At 59.5% G+C, this 19098-nt stretch carries 17 protein-coding genes; 10 read left to right on the plus strand and 7 right to left on the minus strand.

Translation table 11 applies throughout. The features are described from left to right. Nucleotides 1–86: 86 nt before the first annotated feature. Nucleotides 87–1412, minus strand: coding sequence for an ATP-binding protein (locus tag FHL07_RS20035; protein ID WP_095002734.1), 1326 nt, complete (start codon nt 1410–1412; stop codon nt 87–89). Continuing rightward, nucleotides 1409–2092, minus strand: a complete 684-nt coding sequence (locus FHL07_RS20040; protein ID WP_095002735.1) for a response regulator — start codon at nt 2090–2092, stop codon at nt 1409–1411. The genes FHL07_RS20035 and FHL07_RS20040 overlap by 4 nt, the downstream gene beginning before the upstream one ends. A 189-nt stretch (nt 2093–2281) precedes the next feature. On the opposite strand from FHL07_RS20040, the gene FHL07_RS20045 reads away from it, so the two are divergent. From FHL07_RS20045 to FHL07_RS20065, 5 genes are all read left to right on the plus strand, one after another. Continuing rightward, complete coding sequence (locus FHL07_RS20045) at nt 2282–3325, plus strand: hypothetical protein (protein WP_138738837.1); 1044 nt, start codon at nt 2282–2284, stop codon at nt 3323–3325. A 93-nt stretch (nt 3326–3418) separates the two neighbouring features. Further along, on the plus strand, nt 3419–5161 hold the full coding sequence (dsbD, locus tag FHL07_RS20050) for a protein-disulfide reductase DsbD (RefSeq protein WP_138738838.1): 1743 nt from the start codon (nt 3419–3421) through the stop codon (nt 5159–5161). Continuing rightward, nucleotides 5162–6034: a TlpA disulfide reductase family protein gene (locus tag FHL07_RS20055; RefSeq protein ID WP_095002738.1), complete on the plus strand. Its 873-nt coding sequence runs from the start codon at nt 5162–5164 to the stop codon at nt 6032–6034. Further along, on the plus strand, nt 6013–6786 hold the full coding sequence (gene dsbG / locus FHL07_RS20060) for a thiol:disulfide interchange protein DsbG (protein WP_095002739.1): 774 nt from the start codon (nt 6013–6015) through the stop codon (nt 6784–6786). Before FHL07_RS20055 ends, dsbG begins: the two co-directional genes overlap by 22 nt. A gap of 204 nt (nt 6787–6990) precedes the next feature. After that, a complete protein-coding gene (locus FHL07_RS20065) occupies nt 6991–7539 on the plus strand; it encodes an RNA polymerase factor sigma-70 (RefSeq protein ID WP_095002740.1) in 549 nt (182 codons plus the stop codon). 21 nt (nt 7540–7560) lie between these two features. Here the strand turns inward: FHL07_RS20065 and FHL07_RS20070 are convergent, their stop codons facing one another. Continuing rightward, entirely contained in the window at nt 7561–8352 is a 792-nt protein-coding gene (locus FHL07_RS20070) for a substrate-binding periplasmic protein (protein WP_095018980.1), read from the minus strand. Between the two features lie 189 nt (nt 8353–8541). Between FHL07_RS20070 and FHL07_RS20075 the strand changes: the two genes are divergently transcribed. Both FHL07_RS20075 and ppnP read left to right on the plus strand, forming a co-directional pair. Then, the gene (locus tag FHL07_RS20075) at nt 8542–9084 is read left to right on the plus strand and encodes an exonuclease domain-containing protein (RefSeq protein ID WP_095018981.1); all 543 of its coding nucleotides are present in this window, start codon (nt 8542–8544) and stop codon (nt 9082–9084) included. A gap of 79 nt (nt 9085–9163) precedes the next feature. Next, on the plus strand, nt 9164–9445 hold the full coding sequence (gene ppnP / locus FHL07_RS20080) for a pyrimidine/purine nucleoside phosphorylase (protein ID WP_016780320.1): 282 nt from the start codon (nt 9164–9166) through the stop codon (nt 9443–9445). A gap of 123 nt (nt 9446–9568) precedes the next feature. On the opposite strand, the gene FHL07_RS20085 is transcribed toward ppnP, so the two are convergent. Further along, nucleotides 9569–11326: an ABC transporter transmembrane domain-containing protein gene (locus FHL07_RS20085; RefSeq protein WP_095018982.1), complete on the minus strand. Its 1758-nt coding sequence runs from the start codon at nt 11324–11326 to the stop codon at nt 9569–9571. A 252-nt stretch (nt 11327–11578) separates the two neighbouring features. Here FHL07_RS20085 and FHL07_RS23700 point away from each other — a divergent pair, with 252 nt between their 5' ends. Beyond that, on the plus strand, nt 11579–11755 hold the full coding sequence (locus FHL07_RS23700; protein ID WP_165446486.1) for a PA1571 family protein: 177 nt from the start codon (nt 11579–11581) through the stop codon (nt 11753–11755). 92 nt (nt 11756–11847) lie between these two features. Here the strand turns inward: FHL07_RS23700 and pdxB are convergent, their stop codons facing one another. Further along, nucleotides 11848–12990 (minus strand): 4-phosphoerythronate dehydrogenase PdxB, encoded by a 1143-nt coding sequence (pdxB, locus tag FHL07_RS20090; RefSeq protein WP_138738839.1) that lies wholly within the window; start codon nt 12988–12990, stop codon nt 11848–11850. 174 nt (nt 12991–13164) lie between these two features. Between pdxB and FHL07_RS20095 the strand changes: the two genes are divergently transcribed. Continuing rightward, nucleotides 13165–14565: an MATE family efflux transporter gene (locus FHL07_RS20095; RefSeq protein ID WP_095018983.1), complete on the plus strand. Its 1401-nt coding sequence runs from the start codon at nt 13165–13167 to the stop codon at nt 14563–14565. Nucleotides 14566–14684: 119 nt separating this feature from the next. On the opposite strand, the gene tusA is transcribed toward FHL07_RS20095, so the two are convergent. Then, nucleotides 14685–14933 (minus strand): sulfurtransferase TusA, encoded by a 249-nt coding sequence (tusA, locus tag FHL07_RS20100; protein ID WP_138738840.1) that lies wholly within the window; start codon nt 14931–14933, stop codon nt 14685–14687. Between the two features lie 14 nt (nt 14934–14947). After that, nucleotides 14948–16027, minus strand: a complete 1080-nt coding sequence (gene rlmM, locus FHL07_RS20105; protein ID WP_138738841.1) for a 23S rRNA (cytidine(2498)-2'-O)-methyltransferase RlmM — start codon at nt 16025–16027, stop codon at nt 14948–14950. Between the two features lie 204 nt (nt 16028–16231). On the opposite strand from rlmM, the gene acnA reads away from it, so the two are divergent. Next, a complete protein-coding gene (acnA, locus tag FHL07_RS20110) occupies nt 16232–18976 on the plus strand; it encodes an aconitate hydratase AcnA (protein WP_095025025.1) in 2745 nt (914 codons plus the stop codon). Nucleotides 18977–19098: the final 122 nt, after the last annotated feature.

Below are 19098 nucleotides of genomic sequence, written 5' to 3' on the forward strand. Positions count from 1 at the left end.
CTTGCTCGCGATGGCATCACCTCAAACGACCTGCAAGACCCCGTTGCCTGTATCGCGAGCAAGCCCGCTCCCACAGGGGATGCGCCTCAAGCGCTCCTTTTCAACGGCATGCGCAATTCAACCCGCAAACCATCGGGCTGGCTGTCGAATCTCAGTTCACAGCGGCAACGCTCGACAATCGCCTGAACAATCGCCAGGCCCAGGCCGCAGCCGTTGCTGTTGCCATTGCGCCAGAAGCGCTGGGTCATGTGTTGCAGGGTTTCGGCAGGGATACCGGGGCCGTGGTCACGGACCTGGTATTTAACCTGTGAACCTTCAACGGCCACGGTCAACTCCACCCGGGTGCCCGCCGGGGTATGACGCAAGGCGTTGTCCAGCAAGTTGCGCAGCGCAGCGATGGCCAGTACCGAAGGCACTTCGAGCGCCGTGTCCGGCAGGTCGGGCGGCAGCTGCAGGCAGATACGCTCACCATCGCCAGCCGCCGCATCGTGCACCGCGAAATGCGCCACCTGTGCGGCCGAACAATTGACCCCGTCGTCAAACGACAGGCTGCCCTCGACCCGCGCCAGCAACAGCAATTGCTCCAGGGTGCGGTGCAGACGGTCGGCACCGGCCTCGGCATGGGCCAGTGACTGTTCGCGGGCCTCGCCGTCGGTCATGCGCGCCACTTGCAGGTGGGTCTTGATCGCGGTCAGCGGGCTGCGCAGCTCGTGGGCCGCATCGCCGGTCAGGCGACGCTCACGCTCGATGGTCTTGGCGATACGGGCAAACAGCTGATTCTGTGAGTCGAGCAGCGGTTTCAGTTCGCCGGGCAACGGTGAAATGTGCAACGGCTGCAACGAATCGGCATCACGGCGCATCAGGGCATCGCGCATGCGGTTGAGTGGCGCCAGCCCCTGGCCGATCCCCAGCCACAGCAGCAGCAAACAGACGATCAATGCCATGCCCACCGGCACCGAGGCCGCCAGTAGCACCGACAGGTTCAAGGCCTCGCGCTCGACCTGGCGATCGGCCGTGGTGATACGCACATCGCCACGGTCCAGGGTGAAAGTACGCCAGGTCGCGCCATCGATGACCTGATCATGAAAACCCGCCGCCTGCGATTGCATCGGCTGGTCAGGGTTGTTGTGGCTGCGGGCCAGAACCTCGCCGCGCAGCGAACTGACCTGGCAGGCCATGCCGCCGGGGATGGTCAGTTGCTCGGCACTGAAATGGGTGCCCTCGCCCTTGACCGGCAATTGCGGCAGCTGCTCCAGCAACCCGGCGACCATGCGAGCCGAGGCCACCAGGCGCTGGTCGAGGGAGAACATCATCTGCTGACGCAGGTCGCTGAGCATCCAGGCCGCAGCCAGAGCCCACACCAGCACAAACGCCGAACCGATGGTCAGGCTCAGACGCAGACGCAAGCTCATCGTGCTTCGGACTCTGCGCTGTCGGCCGGGCCCAGGCGATAGCCCAGGCCACGCACGGTCTCAACGATACCGTTACCCAATTTGCGTCGCAGATGATGGATATGCACGTTCAAGGCGTTGCTTTCCAGCTCGTCGCCAAAACCGTAGATGCTGTCCTTGAGTTGCTCGCTGGACAGCACCCGTCCACGGTTGTGCAGCAAGGCTTGCAGCAGCGCCTGCTCGCGACGGGACAAGTCCACCGGCTGGCCGCCCAGAAGGGTCACGCGGCTGCTGGGGTCGTAGGTCAGGCTGCCATGTTCGATCAGGTTGACGCTGCGCCCGGCCACCCTGCGCAACAAGGTATGCAGGCGGGCAGCGAGTTCACGCAGGTCGAAGGGCTTGAGCAGGTAGTCATCGGCACCGGCCTGCAGGCCGTCGACACGGTCGGTGACCGAGTCACGGGCAGTCAGGATCAGCACCGGCAATTCAAGGCCCTGCTGGCGCAACTGCTGCAGCAGCTTGAGGCCATCTTCATCGGGCAGGCCCAGGTCGAGCACCATGACGTCGAACTCGGCAGCCTTGAGCATGGCCCGTGCTGCGGCGGCGGTACTCACATGCTCAACCGTCAGCCCCTGTGCCGTCAGCCCGGCCTTGATGCCGCTGGCAATCAGTTCGTCGTCTTCGCAAACCAGTACATGCATGCTGATACCCGCGTAAATAAGCCGATTAAAAGGTCATGGGATTAAGGCCCGATTATGCCTGGGCAAACCGTGGCTCGTGGCTCGTGGCACTGTGCGCAGTGCGGACAGTGCCTATTTATGTAACGCACTCGCACTCCAATCCATCCCTAAGCTGGAGATCGCCTCGCCAACAACCTGAAGGAACTTCACATGCTGGCACCCAGTGATGCGTTTTCGTGGCTCTTCGAAGGGCTCCCCACCTACACCACACTTCATCAAAAAGGCATGCGTCTTTACGACCTTGGCGCCTTTGAACATGCCCGGCAGTTTTTGCAATTACCCGCGACGGTGGGCGATGCCGAGGCTCAGTTTGCACTGGCCAGCATCATCGAGCATAGCCCTACTGAAATCTCGTCCCAGATCACCACGCTCAGGCGACAAATTGCAGGGATAACGCAAATCAGTCTCCAGAAAGAGCATCACTGGCACCTGGTAACACAGGCCTCACAGATGATCGAAAGACTGCAGATCACCCTCAAGGCGCAGTATATGCCCCTCTACGAGGCTGCCGCGGAGCACGGCAATATTGACGCGATGCTGCGTCTGGGCGGCGATGCGTGGAACGTAAAAGTGCGCGCACAGCTCGAAAGCGGCTTGCGAGTCCATACCCCCGAAGCACTGCTGGACATGTATGCCTTGACCAGGGATCTGAATTGGCTAAAGCATTCGGCGGCATCAGGACATGCCATCGCTCAATACTTGCTGGCAACCCTCTACGATAAAAACCCAACAATGCTGGCCAGCGCCGAGGATCCCCAAGAAGTCATCTATGAACTGATCAGCAGCTCAGCCTATGGTGGATATCCTCCTGCCATGAACTGGTTTGCGAACCGCATTGAAAACCGCCGGAACTTTGCGCTTATTCAACACTGGATACTCAAGGAAGCCCAGGCCGGCAGCATCAATGCTGTCCAGCAATATGGCCTGGCCCTGACCGGCATGAACAGCGATGGCACCCATAACGATATCGTCAGCGGTTTCGAAGCCGATTACACAGGGGGGTATGCCCTGTTATGGCTGGTCAACCAGGTAAAGGGCCGGGGGAGCAATCCCTATAATATCCAGGACAAACTCCATCATCTTGAGTCGGAGCTGGGCCCGGCCCAAGTCATTACCGCCAAAGAGATTGCCCATGAGTGGCGTGAGCACTACCCGCTGCTGTCCGAATTCCGCCTGCGCGCCTGCTTGCTCTGAGCCCTCAACCGGCTTGAACCTCTCGCGTATTAACACTCGGTTAATCAACGCCCGCCAAGGTGTGGCGTATCCGTACACTCCAAGGTTGGGCGCATGTCTCGTTTGTTTTTCTTTCTCCTGCTGCTGGTCGCCGGTTTTAGCCAGGCGCATGCCAGTGAAGATCCGTTTGCACAAAAGCCGGACTTCCTTCCGGTCGCCAAGGCGTTTGTGTTCAGCAGCGAAGATCTGCCCTCTGGTGAAACCCGCCTGCAGTGGAAAATAGCCGACAAGTACTATTTGTATCAAAAACGCTTCAAGTTTGACGGGCTGGATGCCGCACACACACCCGAGTTGCCTAAAGGGCTGGAACACAGCGATGAGTTTTTTGGCGCCACAGAGGTGTATCGCGACAACGTTGCGCTAGTGATTCCGGCAGGTGCCAGCGGTCAGGTCAAGGTCAGCTGGCAAGGCTGCGCCGATGCCGGCCTGTGCTATCCGCCACAAAGCCGGACCATCGATTTGGGCGGCATGCAGTCTGCCGCAGCGCAGGGTCAGGCCCAGGACCAGTCGCTGGCGGCCACCTTACAGCAGCGCTCCCTGGGCTGGAGCCTGCTGCTGTTCTTCGGCCTGGGCCTGCTGCTGGCCTTTACGCCTTGCTCGCTGCCCATGCTGCCGATTCTGGCCGGGCTGGTGGTGGGCAGTGGCGCCACGGCCGGGCGCGGTTTTGCCGTGGCCGGCAGTTATGTGATCAGCATGGCGCTGGTGTATGCCGGGCTGGGCGTGCTGGCGGCCCTGCTCGGCGCCAACTTGCAGGCGTTGCTGCAACAACCCTGGTTGCTGGGTAGTTTTGCTGCCCTGTTCGTAGTGCTGGCACTGCCGATGTTCGGTTTTTTTGAACTGCAACTGCCTGCCGGCCTGCGTGACCGCCTGGAAAGCGCCGGGCGTGGCCGCAAGGGCGGCAGCTTGCTGGGTGCGGGTATTCTGGGTGCTCTCTCTGGCCTGCTGGTGGGCCCCTGCATGACCGCACCGCTGGCCGGTGCCCTGTTGTATATCGCGCAAAGCGGCAACGCCGTTGAAGGTGGCCTGGTGCTGTTTGTGATGGGCCTGGGCATTGGCGTGCCGTTGTTGCTGCTGGTCACCGTGGGCAGCCGTTTCCTGCCCAAGCCCGGTGCGTGGATGAACCTGATGAAAGGCCTGTTCGGCTTTTTTTTCCTGGGTACTGCGCTGTTGCTGGTACGCCCGGTCCTCGATGAATCCTTGTGGGTCGGTTTGTGGGGCGTGCTGCTGGTCGTTCTGGCGTCCAGCCTGTGGCAACAGGCACAGGCATTCCTTCGCGCCAAACCGCTGTTCCGCCCGCTCAGCCTGCTGGCCGGCCTGTGGGGCAGCCTGTTGCTGGTGGGAGCGGCCGGGGGCGGGACCGAGCTGTGGCAACCGCTGCAGGTGTATACCGCCACAACCGTGGCGGGGAGCACGACAAACTCCGCCCATGACGCCTTTATCACCCTCAAGGACCCGGCCAGCCTGGACCGCGAGCTGGCAGATGCCAAGGCAGCAGGCCAATGGGTGATGCTCGACTACTACGCCGACTGGTGCGTGTCATGCAAGGTCATGGAGAAGCAGGTATTTGCCAAACCCCAGGTGATGGATGCCCTGCAAGGCGTGCGCCTGTTGCGTCTTGACGTGACCGCCGATAATGTCGCCAGCCGCGAGCTGCTCAGCCGCTATCAAGTACCCGGCCCGCCCAGTTTTGTCTGGATCGGCCCCAATGGTGTTGAGCGGCGCGGACAACGCATCACTGGCGAAGTCAACGCCCAGACCTTTTTGAATAACTGGAACGCCACTCGGGAACTCCTCTAAATGCTGACCCTGACCATCGGTTCGTTTGCGCTGGCCATCAACCACTTGCTGCTGATACTGGCCCTTGCCCTGGCGACACTGGTGGGGTGGCGTGTGGCCAAACGCGGTGGTGAAAACCCCGAATCAGTGCTGTTCAGCCTGTTCTTACTGGGTTTGCTAAGCGCACGCATCGGCTTTGTGCTCAGCTACTGGCGCTACTTCAAGGACGACCCACTGCAAATTCTCGACCTGCGCGATGGCGGTTTTTTACTGTGGCCGGGGTTGGTGGCGGTACTGCTGGGTGGGCTTATCTGGGGCTGGCGCCGCGCCGGTTTGCGTCGCCCGCTGGGTTGGGGGTTGGCCAGCGGGCTGGCGTTCTGGCTGCTGGCCAGCCTGTCGTCCAGCCTTTACGAAAAAGGCACGCGCCTGCCGGAAATGGTATTGCGCAATGCCAATGGCGAGTCGGTGCAGTTGAGCAGCTATCAGGGCGGCCCGCTGGTGATCAATCTGTGGGCCACCTGGTGCCCGCCGTGCCGGCGCGAAATGCCGGTGCTGCAAAACGCCCAGCATCAACATCAAAACGTGACCTTCCTGTTCGTCAATCAGGGCGAGAGCATGCAGAGCGTCAGCACCTTCCTTGAAACCCAGGGTCTGAACCTCAGCAACGTGCTGTTCGACAGCGGCGGCCAGTTGGCACAAAAAGTCGGTTCGATGGCCCTGCCGACTACGCTGTTCTACAGCGCTGATGGTCGACTGCTGGGCAGTCATTTGGGCGAGCTGTCAAAAGCCAGTCTGGCCCGGGCCATGGAGCCTTTCAATCTGAACCATTCAATGTCGGCCCAACAGGTCGACCCTGCAAGGAATGAGCAAAAATGTTTAACCGCAAACTGCTAACCCTGGGCATGGCCTCCCTGCTGGGAGCTGCGCTCCTGCAATCGCCTGTATTGCAGGCAGAAGAGCTGCCGCCGGCGATCAAGAAGATTGAAGCCAAGGGTGCAAAAATCATTGGCAGCTTCGATGCTCCCGGCGGCTTGCGTGGCTATGCCGCCCAGTACCAGAACCGTGGCATGGCGCTGTACCTGACCCAGGACGGTAACGTTCTGGTGGGTAATTTGTATGATGCCGACGGCAAAGACCTGAGCCTGGCGCCGCTGCAAAAGCTGGTGTACGAGCCGATGGCCAAGCAGGTCTGGGGCGAAATGGAGAAGAGCAACTGGATTGCCGACGGCAAGGCGGATGCACCGCGTATCGTGTACTTGTTCAGCGACCCCAACTGCCCGTACTGCAACATGTTCTGGGAGCAGGCCCGCCCTTGGGTTGACTCGGGCAAAGTGCAATTGCGCCATATCATGGTGGGCATCATCCGCGAAGACAGCCCGGCCAAATCTGCCGCCCTGCTGGCCGCCAAGGACCCGCAGCAAGCCCTGCACGAACACGAAAAAGCCGGCAAGGCCAGTAGCCTCAAGCCCCTGGCCAAAATCCCGGCTGACATTCAAGCCAAGCTCGATGCCAATGCCAAGTTGATGGAAGAGCTGGACGTGGCCGCCACCCCGGCCATTTTCTACCAGGACGCACAAGGTAACCTGCAACAGCAGCAAGGCGCGCCATCGCCGGAGAAACTGGTCCAGATCCTGGGGCCCAAGTAAAACCCGAGGGCTGCGATCGCGCTACAAAGCGTTCGCAGCCCACGCCGATGCTGGCGTGAGGCATGTCTCAGCTCACCACCTGCAGCGCTATTAATTCTATTTCTCAATTGACAATCATTATCATTAAGCCTAGCTTGTGAACAGCTGTGTAGGACGCTTCCCACGAAGAGGTCCTCACTCACTCATTCGCAGCAGGTGATCTCCATGACGGAACCAATGTCCACAGGCAAGTGCGACTCACCCCTACTTCAAGCCTTTGTTGATAACCGACTGGTCCTGGTCAAAATCGCAGCCCGCATAACGGGCTGCCGATACCGGGCTGAAGATGTGGTTCAGGATGCCTTCTTCCGTTTGCAGTCCGCACCGCAGATCACTTCATCGTTCAAGGCACAACTGAGCTACCTGTTCCAGATCGTGCGTAACCTGGCAATTGACCACTACCGCAAGCAGGCGCTGGAGCAAAAATACTCCGGCACCGAAGAAGAAGGCATGAACGTGGTGATCCACGGCGCCTCCCCGGAAACCTCGCTGATCAATTTCTCGACTCTGGAACATATCGCGGTGGCACTCACCGAGCTGCCAAGCCGTACCCGTTATGCCTTCGAGATGTATCGCCTGCATGGCGTACAGCAAAAAGATATTGCCAAGGAACTGGGCGTATCTCCCACCCTGGTCAACTTCATGATCCGCGATGCCCTGATCCATTGCCGCGCAGTGTCGGGCACCCACGCAGATACCTACGCGCGGCGTTGATACAACCGGGCTTGCACCTTCCTACATCTCAACCACGGCAATTTTGTAAGGCGCAAAAATCGCCTTCAACTGGCCGTTGTCGCGCAGCTTTTGCAGCATTTGTGCAAACTGCTGACTCTGGATCGGTGCCTGTGGCCGCAGCAGGGCGAAGTGACGATAAGTCTGATCGATACGCTCTGACACCATCACCTGCGCCTTGGCCTGCGGGTCGCAGCCCAGCATGTCGATCAGGTTGGAACGTGTCATCAAGGCAATATCCGCCCGCCCCCTCAAGACCATCAATAAATTGCTTTCGTGGGAATAGGTCAGGGTTGCGCCGAAGGTCTCGGTGAGAAATTTCGGCGAGGCGTTGAACCCGGCAAAAGCATAGTGATAGCCGCTGTACAGGGCGAGGCGCTTGCCCTTGAGGTCATCAAAATAGCCTTGTTCACGGTCAGGATGCTGCCGGGCAACAAACACTTCAGCGTCTTCCAGGCCCATATCAACTGCAGCATAGGAGAACGCCTGCCAGCCCCAGGCCGGGTTCTCGAACATCAGCATGTCCACCCGCCCACGCTCGAAGTCACGCACACGCCGGGCAATGGAACTGGGCACAAGGACAAAGCGGTAGTCGCCTTGCAACTGGTTGAGGGCTGCAAGCAGTTGCGACAACAGGCCCGTGTCGGTGCCGCGCTCGGGACGTACGATATAAGGCGGAAAGTGCGCAGCTCCAACCCTGATTTCCTGAATCGCCCACACCGGTGCCAGCCAGCCCATTCCCAGGGTCAGCAACAGGCTGTGGGCCAATTGAATTGGCGAACACTTCAAAACCATACACACCTGACGCCGTTCATGGCTGGAACTTATTGATCGACACACGACCTGAGATCGGGCACGCACACCATTAAAGCGCATATAGACTAGCAAGCAAGGGGTCGACTGGCCCACTACAAAATAAGCACCGTGCTCAGTGTTTTAGCTACGCTCCAACTTCAACGCCGATGCTGTTAAAGGAAGCTGCACATGCCTCACTGGCTGGTAATTGACCTGGAAGCCACTACCGATGATGGCGGCTGGCCCCTGGAGGAAATGGAAGTGATCGAAATCGGCGCCAGCGTGGTCACCCGCGCAGGTCGTGAGGTGGATCATTTTCAGCGATTTATTCGCCCGCAACGTCGTCCGCTGTTGACCCCGTTCTGTCGGCAACTGACCCGCATCACCCAGGCCAAGATTGATGCCGCTGCATCGATGCCTTTGGTTTGGGAGCAATTTGAACGCTGGCTCGGCCAGCACCTGCCCAAGCTTGAAGGCTGGGCCAGCTGGGGCGAGTACGACCGAAAACAACTGGAACAGGAATGGCAGCACAAACAACTGCACAGCGCCCTGCAGCAATTGCCGCATATGAACCTCAAGCAGCAATTTGCCAGGGCCCGCCAGTTAAAGCAGCCGCTGGGCCTGAACAGCGCGTTGCAACTGGCCGGAATGCAATTCAATGGTCAACAGCACCGGGCCCTGGAAGATGCCCGTAATACTGCGCGTTTATTGCCCCTGGTGCTCAAGGGGTGACGGCCATAAAAGGGCGTGACGGGATAAAACCGCTTCTGCATACTGGCCAGCCCTTTTTAGCCCATTCCGAGGAATCGCCATGTTTAAAGTCAACGAATACTTCGACGGCACCGTCAAGTCGATTGCCTTCGCCCAAACCGAAGGCAAGGCCACCATTGGCGTCATGGCTGCAGGTGAATACGAGTTCGGCACCGCAGAGCGTGAAATCATGCACGTGGTCTCGGGCGAGCTGAGCGTCAAGTTGCCGGGCAGCAGCGAATATGAAACCTTCAAGACCGGCAGCCAGTTCAACGTGCCGGCCAACAGCAAGTTCCAGCTCAAGGTCGCAGTGGATACCGCCTACCTGTGTGAGTACCGCTAAATCTCCCTCTGGCAGCAACTGTCTTGATGCTGCCATGTGGGAGCGGGCTTGCTCGCGATACAGACGACCCGGTCTGTCTGTTGAATCGCGTTGATGCCATCGCGAGCAAGCCCGCTCCCACAGCTACACCCCTACGTTGAACTGCAACGCCGCCAACCGTGCATACAGCGGGTTGGCGGCGATTAATTGGGCATGGGTGCCGATGGCGACCAGCTTGCCCTGATCCATTACCGCGATACGATCAGCGTTTTGCACGGTGGCCAGACGGTGGGCAATCACCAGCGTGGTACGGCCTTGCATCAGGCTCGGCAAAGCCTGCTGGATCAGATGCTCGCTTTGGGCATCCAGGGCACTGGTGGCCTCATCCAGCAACAGGATCGGCGCATCCACCAGCAACGCCCGGGCAATCGCCAGACGCTGGCGTTGACCGCCCGACAAGCCCAGGCCGCCATCACCCAAGTGGGTTTTGTAACCCTCGGGCATTTGCAGGATAAAGTCGTGGGCGTGGGCAATTCGCGCCGCAGCCTGGACCTGCTCATCGCTGGCCCCGGCATTGCCATACCGGATGTTGTCTTCAATGGTGCCGAAAAACAGCGCAGGTGTTTGCGCCACCAGGGCAAAACAACGACGCAGGTCTTGCGGGTCAAGCTGAGTGATCGGCTGCCCTTCAAGCAGGATTTGCCCTTGTTGCGGATCGTAAAAGCGCAGCAACAAGTCGAACAATGTTGACTTGCCCGCCCCGGAAGGGCCGACCAGCGCCAGGGTTTCTCCCGCATTGATCGTCAGGCTCAGGCCATCGATCGCATGGCTTTCGGGCCGTGAAGGGTAAGAAAAGCGCAAGTTTTCAAGCTGCAAATTGCCCTTCACCCGTGCGGGTAACACGCGCAAATCCGTGCTCGGTGGCAGGATCAAGCTTTTCGCCTGCAACAGCTCGGCAATTCGCTCGGCCGCGCCCGCCGCCTGTTGCAACTCGCCAATCACTTCGCTCAGGGTGCCGAATGCGCTGCCCACCACCAGGCTGTAAAACACAAAGGCGGCCAGCTCGCCGCCGGTGATGCGCCCGGCGATCACGTCCATGCCGCCGACCCACAGCATCACACCCACGGCGCCCAGCACCAGCAAGATCACCAGCGTGATCAACCACGCCCGTTGCAGGATGCGTTTGCGGGCAGTGGCAAACGCCTGCTCCACGGTACTGGCAAAGCGTTGCTGGTCTTGCTGTTGATGGTTATAAGCCTGCACCGTCTTGATCTGGCCCAGGGCCTCGGCGACATAACTGCCGACATCAGCGATACGGTCCTGGCTCTGGCGCGACAGGCTGCGCACCCGGCGACCAAAAAACAGGATGGGCACCAGCACCAGTGGCAAGGCCACCACCACGATACTGGTGAGCTTGGGGTTGGTGACAAACAACAGCACCACGCCGCCGATCACCATCAGGCTGTTGCGCAGGAACAACGACAGCGATGAACCGATCACCGACTGCAGCAAGGTCGTATCCGTGGTCAGCCGCGACTGGATTTCCGAGCTGCGGTTGTTCTCGTAGAACCCCGGGTGCAGACCGATCAGGTGATTGAACACCTGGCGCCGAATATCGGCGACCACCCGTTCACCGATCCATGACACCAGGTAAAAGCGCACGAAAGTGCCCACTGACAAGCCCAGCACCAGCAACAGAAAAAAGCCGATGGACTGGTTTAGCAAATGCGCTGACTGGGTCATGAAACCCTTGTCGACCAATAGACGGATGCCCTGCCCCATCGACAAGGTAATACCCGCCGTAACAATCAGCGCCAACAGGGCGCCAAGAACCTGCCAACGATAGGGTGCAATAAAATGCGCTGCCAGACGAATGGCGCGGCGATGACGGGAAGAAAGCATGGGAGGGTATCCGCAGTGAGGATCAGCGTAAAAAGCCTTACACAGCCTACAACGAAGTTCGCCTAAAACCGGTAAATCTTTCTCACTCGTTTTGAATATGACCTGTCACCACAAACCCTAGACAGTAATGTTCTAAAGTCGGGCTGGAAGTTTCAGGATATTTCTGTTGGACTGGGGTGGTCGCCAAGTTTGTAACAGCTTGGTCATTAAGCGGATCTACAGTAGCGCTACACCCTGATGAGGAGACAGGCCATGGATTTGCAACAGAACGCTCAAGCCGTACCGGTGATTCGTACCCAGCCACAGCAATCTCTGGGGTGCGCGTTTATCGACGAAAATGGTCAGGAGATCCTGATCACCGAGGCGATGATTCAGGACGCCTGCCATGAGCTGGAGCAACGCCTGGTCACGCCATCACGCAAGGGCTGATCCTTGCCAACAAGACCCTGTACATGATTAAACAGCATTCGCGTCACTGACCGGCCTTACTGCGTAGGGCCGGTTTTTTTAGGCCTGCACATTCAGACCGGCACGGCGCCCAAGGCTTTTACCAGTTGCTTCAGGGCCACTGAATCACCCGCGATATGCACCGGCAAGCCTTCAATTTCGCGGCGAATCGGGTAGTTTTTGCGCAGTCCGTCGAATGCCAGCTTTTGCTCCTGGACGGTTCCACTCAAACTGCGGCGAAAGTCGGCATCGTCACGGCGCGGGTCGTACACACCGCGACAGAGCATGGCCAGGGCCCATGCCGGGTCGCTGTCAGCACTCAGTTCAACCTTGGCCAGCCAGGGGGACGGCAGCAGGTCGGCCAGTTTGACTTCAGGGCTATGCCCCAGAAATTCGCACAATGCCTGATAAATCTGTGCCGTACCCCGCTGTTTGCCATCCAGGCTGTAGCCGGCAATATGCGGGGTGGCCAGCACGCACAGATCCGCCAGTTCGCGGTCTACTTGCGGCTCACCCTCCCATACATCGAGTACCGCTTGCAGATCATCCCGGCGGGTCAAAACTTCACGCAGCGCGGCATTATCCACCACCGGGCCGCGGCTGGCGTTGATCAGCCAGGTACCCGGTTTCAGCTGTTCCAGCCGCTGCTGATCAAGCAGATGCCAGGTCGGGTAATCGCCGGTCCTGTCCAGCGGCGTATGCAGGCTGAGTACATCGCACTGCTCGATCACGTGCTCAAGGCTGACATAGTCACCGCACTCGGCCGCCGCCCGCACCGGGTCGCAAACCAGCACATTGAAGCCCAGTGAACGCAAGACGTTGACCAGGCGACCGCCCACTTCACCGGCACCAATCACGCCGTAGGTGCGCTGGGTCAAGTCGGCGCCTTCGATTTCAGCCAGCGTCAGCAGGCTGCCGAGCACGTAGTCCACGACGCCACGGGCATTGCAGCCAGGAGCACTGGACCAGTGGATACCAGACTGCTGGAAGTAATCCAGCGCCAGGTGATCAGTGCCGATGGTGCAGGTTCCGACAAACCGCACTGCACTGCCTTCGAGCAGCTCGCGGTCCACTTTGGTCACCGAGCGCACCAGCAAAACATCGGCATCGTGAACGTCTGCACGGTTGATCTGGCGCCCCGGCAAGCGGCGTATTTCACCGAAGTCAGCAAAAAATTCTTCGATCAGCGGAATATTTTCATCAGCAACAATCAACATGGCAGGCTCCTTTCGCGGAGTGGCAGTGTAGGCGTTGTTACGCGCAATGGGCCAGCCGGGTGTGCAGGTACTTGCGGGCACGCTTACAAAGGGCCTACAACTCGCTATTAACTGACCACATGGTCAGGCGTACAATCCCCGGCTTTGCGCGTTTAACCCTGTGGATACAAGCCAGTGAACTCTGTGACTCACCCCCCCTCTTCCCTCCCTGTCAGCCGCCCGGCCCGGGTACGCACCGAGGTGCGCGCGCTGTTGGCGCTGGCATTTCCCATCATCATTTCGCAGATCGCAACCACGGCCATGGGTTTTGTCGATGCCGTGATGGCCGGGCGTGTCGGCCCTCGGGATCTGGCCGCCGTGGCACTGGGCAACTCGATCTGGGTTCCGGTGTTTTTGTTGATGTCCGGCATTCTGCTGGCGACCACGCCCAAGGTCGCCCAGCGGTTTGGCGCCAATGCACACGGCGAAATCGGCCCCATCGTACGCCAGGCACTGTGGCTGGCACTGATTACCGGCCTGTGCGCAGCGTTGATCCTGATTGCGGCCGAGCCGCTATTGCATCTGATGAAGGTCGACCCTGAGCTGATCACCCCCAGCATGGGTTACCTGCACGGGATCGCCAGCGGCATGCCCGCCGTGGGGCTGTATTGCGTGTTGCGTAATTTCAGCGATGGCCTGGGAAAAACCCGGCCAAGCATGATCCTGGGGCTCAGTGCCCTGGCACTGAATATCCCGATCAACTACATCTTCATCTATGGCCACTTTGGCGTCCCTGCCATGGGCGGTGTGGGCTGCGGCTGGGCCACGGCCATTGTGATGTGGTTTATGGCTCTGGGCATGGTGGTCTGGACGTTCAGAGGGGCCATCTACCAGTCGAGTAAGGTCTACAGCCATTTTGAATGGCCAAAATGGGCGATCCTCAAGCGTTTGCTCAGTGTGGGCTTGCCGATTGGCATCGCAGTCTTTGCCGAATCGAGCATTTTTGCGGTGATTGCGCTGTTGATCGGCAGTTTGGGGGCCACGGTGGTGGCGGGCCATCAAATCGCCCTGAACTTCAGTTCGCTGGTCTTTATGATTCCATACTCACTGGGTATGGCGATTACCGTGCGCGTGGGTCAGGCCCTGGGCCGCCAGCAACCGCGCGAGGCACGCTTTGTAGCGGGCGTGGGCATGGGCACCGCACTGGTCTGGGCGGCGATTTCCGCCAGTCTGATCCTGCTGCTGCGTGAGCAGATTGCCACCGTCTACACCGCCGATCCCATGGTGATCGAGGTGGCGACCATGCTGTTGATGTTTGCTGCGCTGTATCAGTTCTCGGACGTGATCCAGGTCACCGCTGCCGGTGCCCTGCGCGGTTATCAGGACACACGAGTGACGATGATCCTGACCCTGTTTGCCTACTGGGGGATTGGTTTGCCGGTGGGCTACGCCCTGGGGCTGACCGACTGGTTCGGCCCGGCCAATGGCCCGAGCGGGCTATGGCAGGGCTTGATCGTTGGCCTGACCTGCGCGGCACTGATGCTGGGTGTGCGGTTGGCGCGCAGTGCGAAAAAACATATCCGCCGCCGCACATAAATGCGGTGGCAGCGGGCTTGCCCGCGATGGCATCAGCGTGGTTTGCCTGACAGACCGTGGCGCCCTGCATCGCGAGCAAGCCCGCTCCCACAAGACCGGCGCAATTGCTATGGGCGCCGTCAATCCTGCTTCTTGCGGATCCAGTACAGGTACGTGCCCGCCTCTTCCTGCTGGCCCACCAGCTCATGGTCCAGAAACACGCAGAACTTGGGAATGTCGCGGCGGGTCGAAGGATCCGTCGCAATGACTTTCAACAAGCCACCCGGCGCCAGGTCGCGAATATATTGGTGCAGCATCATCACCGGCTCCGGGCAGTTCAGGCCGGTAGCGTCCAGGGTGCCGTCAACCGGCAGGTTGGTAAAACTCATCACTTACTCCCCGATCAGCGAGATTTGGTTTTTTTAACGTCCAGTCGACGCAAATGGCAGGTCACTTCTTCACGGTCGTGGTACAGCTGCTTGCAGCCGATTTCAACCTGAATGCCGCGTGCCTTGAAACCGTCTGCAATACGGTCGAGCAAACGGCGTACTTCGGCGTAACGCTGTTTCATCGGCAGCTTCAAGTTGACTACCGCTTCACGGCAATGACCTTCACCAATCCACTCTTCGAGCATGGCCGCATTGCGCGCCGGTTTCTCCACAATATCGCAGACCATCCAGTCCACCGGCTGCTTGGGCTTGAAGGTAAAGCCATCGGCCATCAAGTGCTGCACCAGACCGGTATCCATCAGGCTTTCAGCCATAGGGCCATTGTCGATGGCAGTCACGATCATGCCACGGTTGACCAGTTGCCAGGTCCAGCCACCCGGCGCAGCGCCAAGGTCAACACCGGTCATGTCGCTGTGCAGGCGCTCGTCCCACTGGTCGCGGGGGATAAAATGGTGCCAGGCCTCTTCAAGCTTGAGGGTTGAACGGCTAGGCGCTTCGCGGGGGAATTTCAGGCGCGGGATGCCCATGGGCCACATGGCCGAGTTGTTGGCCGGGGCCAGGCCAAGAAACACTTCACGACCACTTTTAAACGTCAGCAGCAGGCGCGGTTTGCTCCCGTCCTTTTCTTCAGTCAGTTTGCCGGCCTTGATCAGCGCTTTGCGCAGATGACCGTCGAACTTTTTGCAGAAGTTGGACAGTTCCTTGCCGTCATTGGTGTCGACGATTTCCAGCCACAGGCTGCCACACACCGGGAAGTCGGCCATGTGTTCGAGGATCACGCTGATCCGGTCGGTCTCCGGCAGCTCGACAAAGCCGCCACGAGCCCATTGACGCGGGAAAATCAGTTCGGCAAAACGCAAGCTGTTCATCAGCCGTTCAGCGCCGCCCTCTTCAGTGCACACAAACTCGGCACAGGCAGTGCCAGGCTTGGCCTTGGCGTAGCCAGCCACATTAAGGCGGGCGGCGTGCTCGGCGATTTCCGAGCAGACTTCGCCTTCAAACCCGGGCCGGCAGTGCATAAAAACGGTGTTCATTGAATTACTCCTGGGCAGCGGGCAGGAATTGCCCGGCTGCGCATCCTTGATTTGGCGCAAGGACTGTCACGAAAAGGTCGGCATGATAGCCGAGTTCGGAACCTTGAACCCGCATAGACAGTCCAGTTATTAGCCACAGCCCCTAATCAGAGCTAGGTTAGAAGCTCTGCTTGTGCCACGTGATCCGTCTAAAGGAGTCATTTCATGTCCTCCCTCGATAGCCTGAACACCCTAGCCACACTAAAAGTCGACGATAAGACTTATCACTATTTCAGCCTTGCCCTCGCCGCCAAATCACTCGGCGATTTGAGCAGGCTACCCATGTCACTCAAAGTGCTGCTGGAAAACCTGCTGCGCTGGGAAGACGGTAAAACCGTCACCGAGCCCGACCTCAAAGCTCTGGCCGCCTGGCTCAAGGCACGGCGCAGCGACCGGGAAATCCAGTACCGCCCTGCGCGGGTGCTGATGCAGGACTTCACCGGCGTACCGGCAGTGGTCGACCTGGCCGCCATGCGCGCCGCCATGGCCAAAGCCGGGGGTGATCCGCAACGTATCAACCCGCTGTCCCCCGTGGACCTGGTAATTGACCACTCGGTGATGGTCGACCGGTTTGCCAGCGCCAGCGCCTTCGAGCAAAACGTCGATATAGAGATGGAGCGCAACGGCGAACGCTATGCGTTTTTACGCTGGGGTCAAAATGCCTTCGATAATTTCAGCGTGGTCCCACCCGGTACCGGGATTTGCCATCAGGTGAACCTGGAATACTTGGGCCGCACGGTCTGGACCAAGGATGAAGACGGCCGCACCTACGCCTTCCCCGACACCCTGGTAGGCACCGACTCCCATACCACCATGATCAATGGCCTGGGTGTGCTGGGCTGGGGCGTGGGCGGCATTGAAGCCGAAGCGGCCATGCTGGGCCAGCCCGTGTCGATGCTGATCCCCGAAGTCGTGGGCTTCAAGCTCAGCGGCAAGCTCAAAGAAGGCATCACCGCCACCGACCTGGTGCTGACCGTGACGCAAATGCTGCGCAGCAAGGGTGTGGTCGGCAAGTTCGTAGAATTCTATGGCGATGGCCTGGCGGATCTGCCGCTGGCCGACCGTGCCACGCTTGCCAATATGGCCCCGGAATACGGCGCCACCTGCGGGTTTTTCCCGGTGGATGAGATCACCCTGGATTACCTGCGTCTTTCAGGCCGCCCAGAGGCCACAGTCAAACTGGTCGAGGCTTACTGCAAGGCCCAAGGGCTATGGCGGGTCGCAGGCCAGGAGCCGGTTTTCAGCGAAACCCTGGCTCTGGACATGGGCACCGTCGAAGCCAGCCTGGCCGGGCCAAAACGACCGCAAGACCGGGTTGCACTGCCCGATGTCGGGCAAGCTTTCGACGACTTTCTCAGCCTGCAATTCAAGCCGGCCACTAAAAAAGAGGAAGGTCGCCTCGAAAGCGAAGGTGGCGGCGGTGTTGCCGTGGGCAATGCCGACTTGATCGGTGAAGCGGACTACAGTTACGAAGGCCATACCTATCGCCTGAAAAACGGCGCTGTGGTGATTGCCGCCATTACTTCCTGCACCAACACCTCGAACCCCAGTGTGATGATGGCTGCAGGCCTGGTGGCAAAAAAAGCCGTCGAAAAAGGCCTGACACGCCAACCGTGGGTCAAGACGTCGCTGGCACCGGGCTCCAAGGTAGTCACCGATTACTACGCGGCCGCCGGCCTGACCCCGTACCTCGACCAGTTGGGCTTTGCCCTGGTGGGCTACGGCTGCACCACCTGTATAGGCAATTCCGGGCCACTGCCCGAGCCGATCGAAAAGGCCATTACCCAGTCCGACCTGACCGTGGCTTCAGTGCTGTCGGGCAACCGCAACTTTGAGGGGCGCGTGCATCCGCTGGTGAAAACCAACTGGCTGGCCTCGCCACCCCTGGTGGTGGCCTATGCCCTTGCGGGCACAGTACGCATTGATATCAGCCGTGAACCGCTGGGGACCGGAAAAGACGGCAAACCGGTGTACCTGCGCGATATCTGGCCCAGCCAGAAAGAAATCGCCGACGCCGTGGCCCAGGTGACCACAGGCATGTTCCACAAGGAATACGCCGAGGTGTTTGCCGGCGACGAACAGTGGCAAGCCATCGAAGTACCGCAAGCCGCAACTTATGTCTGGCAAGAGGACTCAACCTACATCCAGCATCCGCCGTTCTTCGACGAAATCAGCGGGCCACTACCGGTGATTGCCGACATCAAAGGCGCAAACATCCTTGCGTTGCTGGGCGACTCGGTCACCACCGACCATATTTCCCCGGCCGGCAATATCAAGGCTGACAGCCCCGCCGGGCGCTATTTGCGCGACAAGGGCGTAGAACCACGGGACTTCAACTCTTACGGCTCGCGGCGTGGCAACCATGAAGTGATGATGCGCGGTACCTTCGCCAATATTCGCATTCGCAACGAAATGCTCGGCGGCGAAGAAGGCGGCAATACGATCTACATCCCCACCGGTGAAAAACTGCCGATCTTTGACGCGGCCATGCGTTACCAGGCCTCAGGCACTCCGCTGGTGGTGATAGCCGGCCAGGAATACGGTACTGGCTCAAGCCGCGACTGGGCGGCCAAGGGCACCAACCTGTTGGGGGTCAAGGCGGTGATTGCCGAGAGTTTCGAGCGCATCCACCGCTCAAACCTGGTGGGCATGGGCGTGCTGCCCTTGCAGTTCAAGCTCGATCAGAACCGCAAAAGCCTGAACATTACAGGCAAGGAAACCCTGGATATCCTCGGGTTGACCGGTACCGAACTGCAACCGCGAATGAACCTGACCCTGGTGATCACCCGCGAGGACGGCAGCCAGGAAAAAGTCGAAGTGCTCTGCAGGATCGATACCCTTAACGAGGTGGAATACTTCAAGGCCGGAGGGATTTTGCACTATGTGCTGCGTCAGCTGATTGCTTCATAGACGCACCTCAACCTTGTGGGAGCGGGCTTGCTCGCGATTCGGACTACACGGTCTGTCAGCCAGGCCGAGGTGATGCCATCGCGAGCGAGCCCGCTCCCACAGGGCCACGAATCGTTATACTT

The sequence above is a fragment of the Pseudomonas sp. FSL W7-0098 genome (genome assembly GCF_005930585.1).
Taxonomy (GTDB): domain Bacteria; phylum Pseudomonadota; class Gammaproteobacteria; order Pseudomonadales; family Pseudomonadaceae; genus Aquipseudomonas; species Aquipseudomonas bubulae.

Bases quoted from the DNA above. Each gene is read 5' to 3' on its own strand.
- FHL07_RS20085 (WP_095018982.1), bottom strand. From the start codon at position 11,326: ATGCTTTCTTCCCGTCATCGCCGCGCCATTCGTCTGGCAGCGCATTTT.
- FHL07_RS20055 (WP_095002738.1), top strand. From the start codon at position 5,162: ATGCTGACCCTGACCATCGGTTCGTTTGCGCTGGCCATCAACCACTTG.
- rlmM (WP_138738841.1), bottom strand. From the start codon at position 16,027: ATGAACACCGTTTTTATGCACTGCCGGCCCGGGTTTGAAGGCGAAGTC.
- pdxB (WP_138738839.1), bottom strand. From the start codon at position 12,990: ATGTTGATTGTTGCTGATGAAAATATTCCGCTGATCGAAGAATTTTTT.
- FHL07_RS20065 (WP_095002740.1), top strand. From the start codon at position 6,991: ATGACGGAACCAATGTCCACAGGCAAGTGCGACTCACCCCTACTTCAA.
- FHL07_RS20040 (WP_095002735.1), bottom strand. From the start codon at position 2,092: ATGCATGTACTGGTTTGCGAAGACGACGAACTGATTGCCAGCGGCATC.
- FHL07_RS23700 (WP_165446486.1), top strand. From the start codon at position 11,579: ATGGATTTGCAACAGAACGCTCAAGCCGTACCGGTGATTCGTACCCAG.
- FHL07_RS20075 (WP_095018981.1), top strand. From the start codon at position 8,542: ATGCCTCACTGGCTGGTAATTGACCTGGAAGCCACTACCGATGATGGC.
- dsbG (WP_095002739.1), top strand. From the start codon at position 6,013: ATGTTTAACCGCAAACTGCTAACCCTGGGCATGGCCTCCCTGCTGGGA.
- ppnP (WP_016780320.1), top strand. From the start codon at position 9,164: ATGTTTAAAGTCAACGAATACTTCGACGGCACCGTCAAGTCGATTGCC.
- dsbD (WP_138738838.1), top strand. From the start codon at position 3,419: ATGTCTCGTTTGTTTTTCTTTCTCCTGCTGCTGGTCGCCGGTTTTAGC.
- tusA (WP_138738840.1), bottom strand. From the start codon at position 14,933: ATGAGTTTTACCAACCTGCCGGTTGACGGCACCCTGGACGCTACCGGC.
- FHL07_RS20070 (WP_095018980.1), bottom strand. From the start codon at position 8,352: ATGGTTTTGAAGTGTTCGCCAATTCAATTGGCCCACAGCCTGTTGCTG.
- acnA (WP_095025025.1), top strand. From the start codon at position 16,232: ATGTCCTCCCTCGATAGCCTGAACACCCTAGCCACACTAAAAGTCGAC.
- FHL07_RS20045 (WP_138738837.1), top strand. From the start codon at position 2,282: ATGCTGGCACCCAGTGATGCGTTTTCGTGGCTCTTCGAAGGGCTCCCC.
- FHL07_RS20035 (WP_095002734.1), bottom strand. From the start codon at position 1,412: ATGAGCTTGCGTCTGCGTCTGAGCCTGACCATCGGTTCGGCGTTTGTG.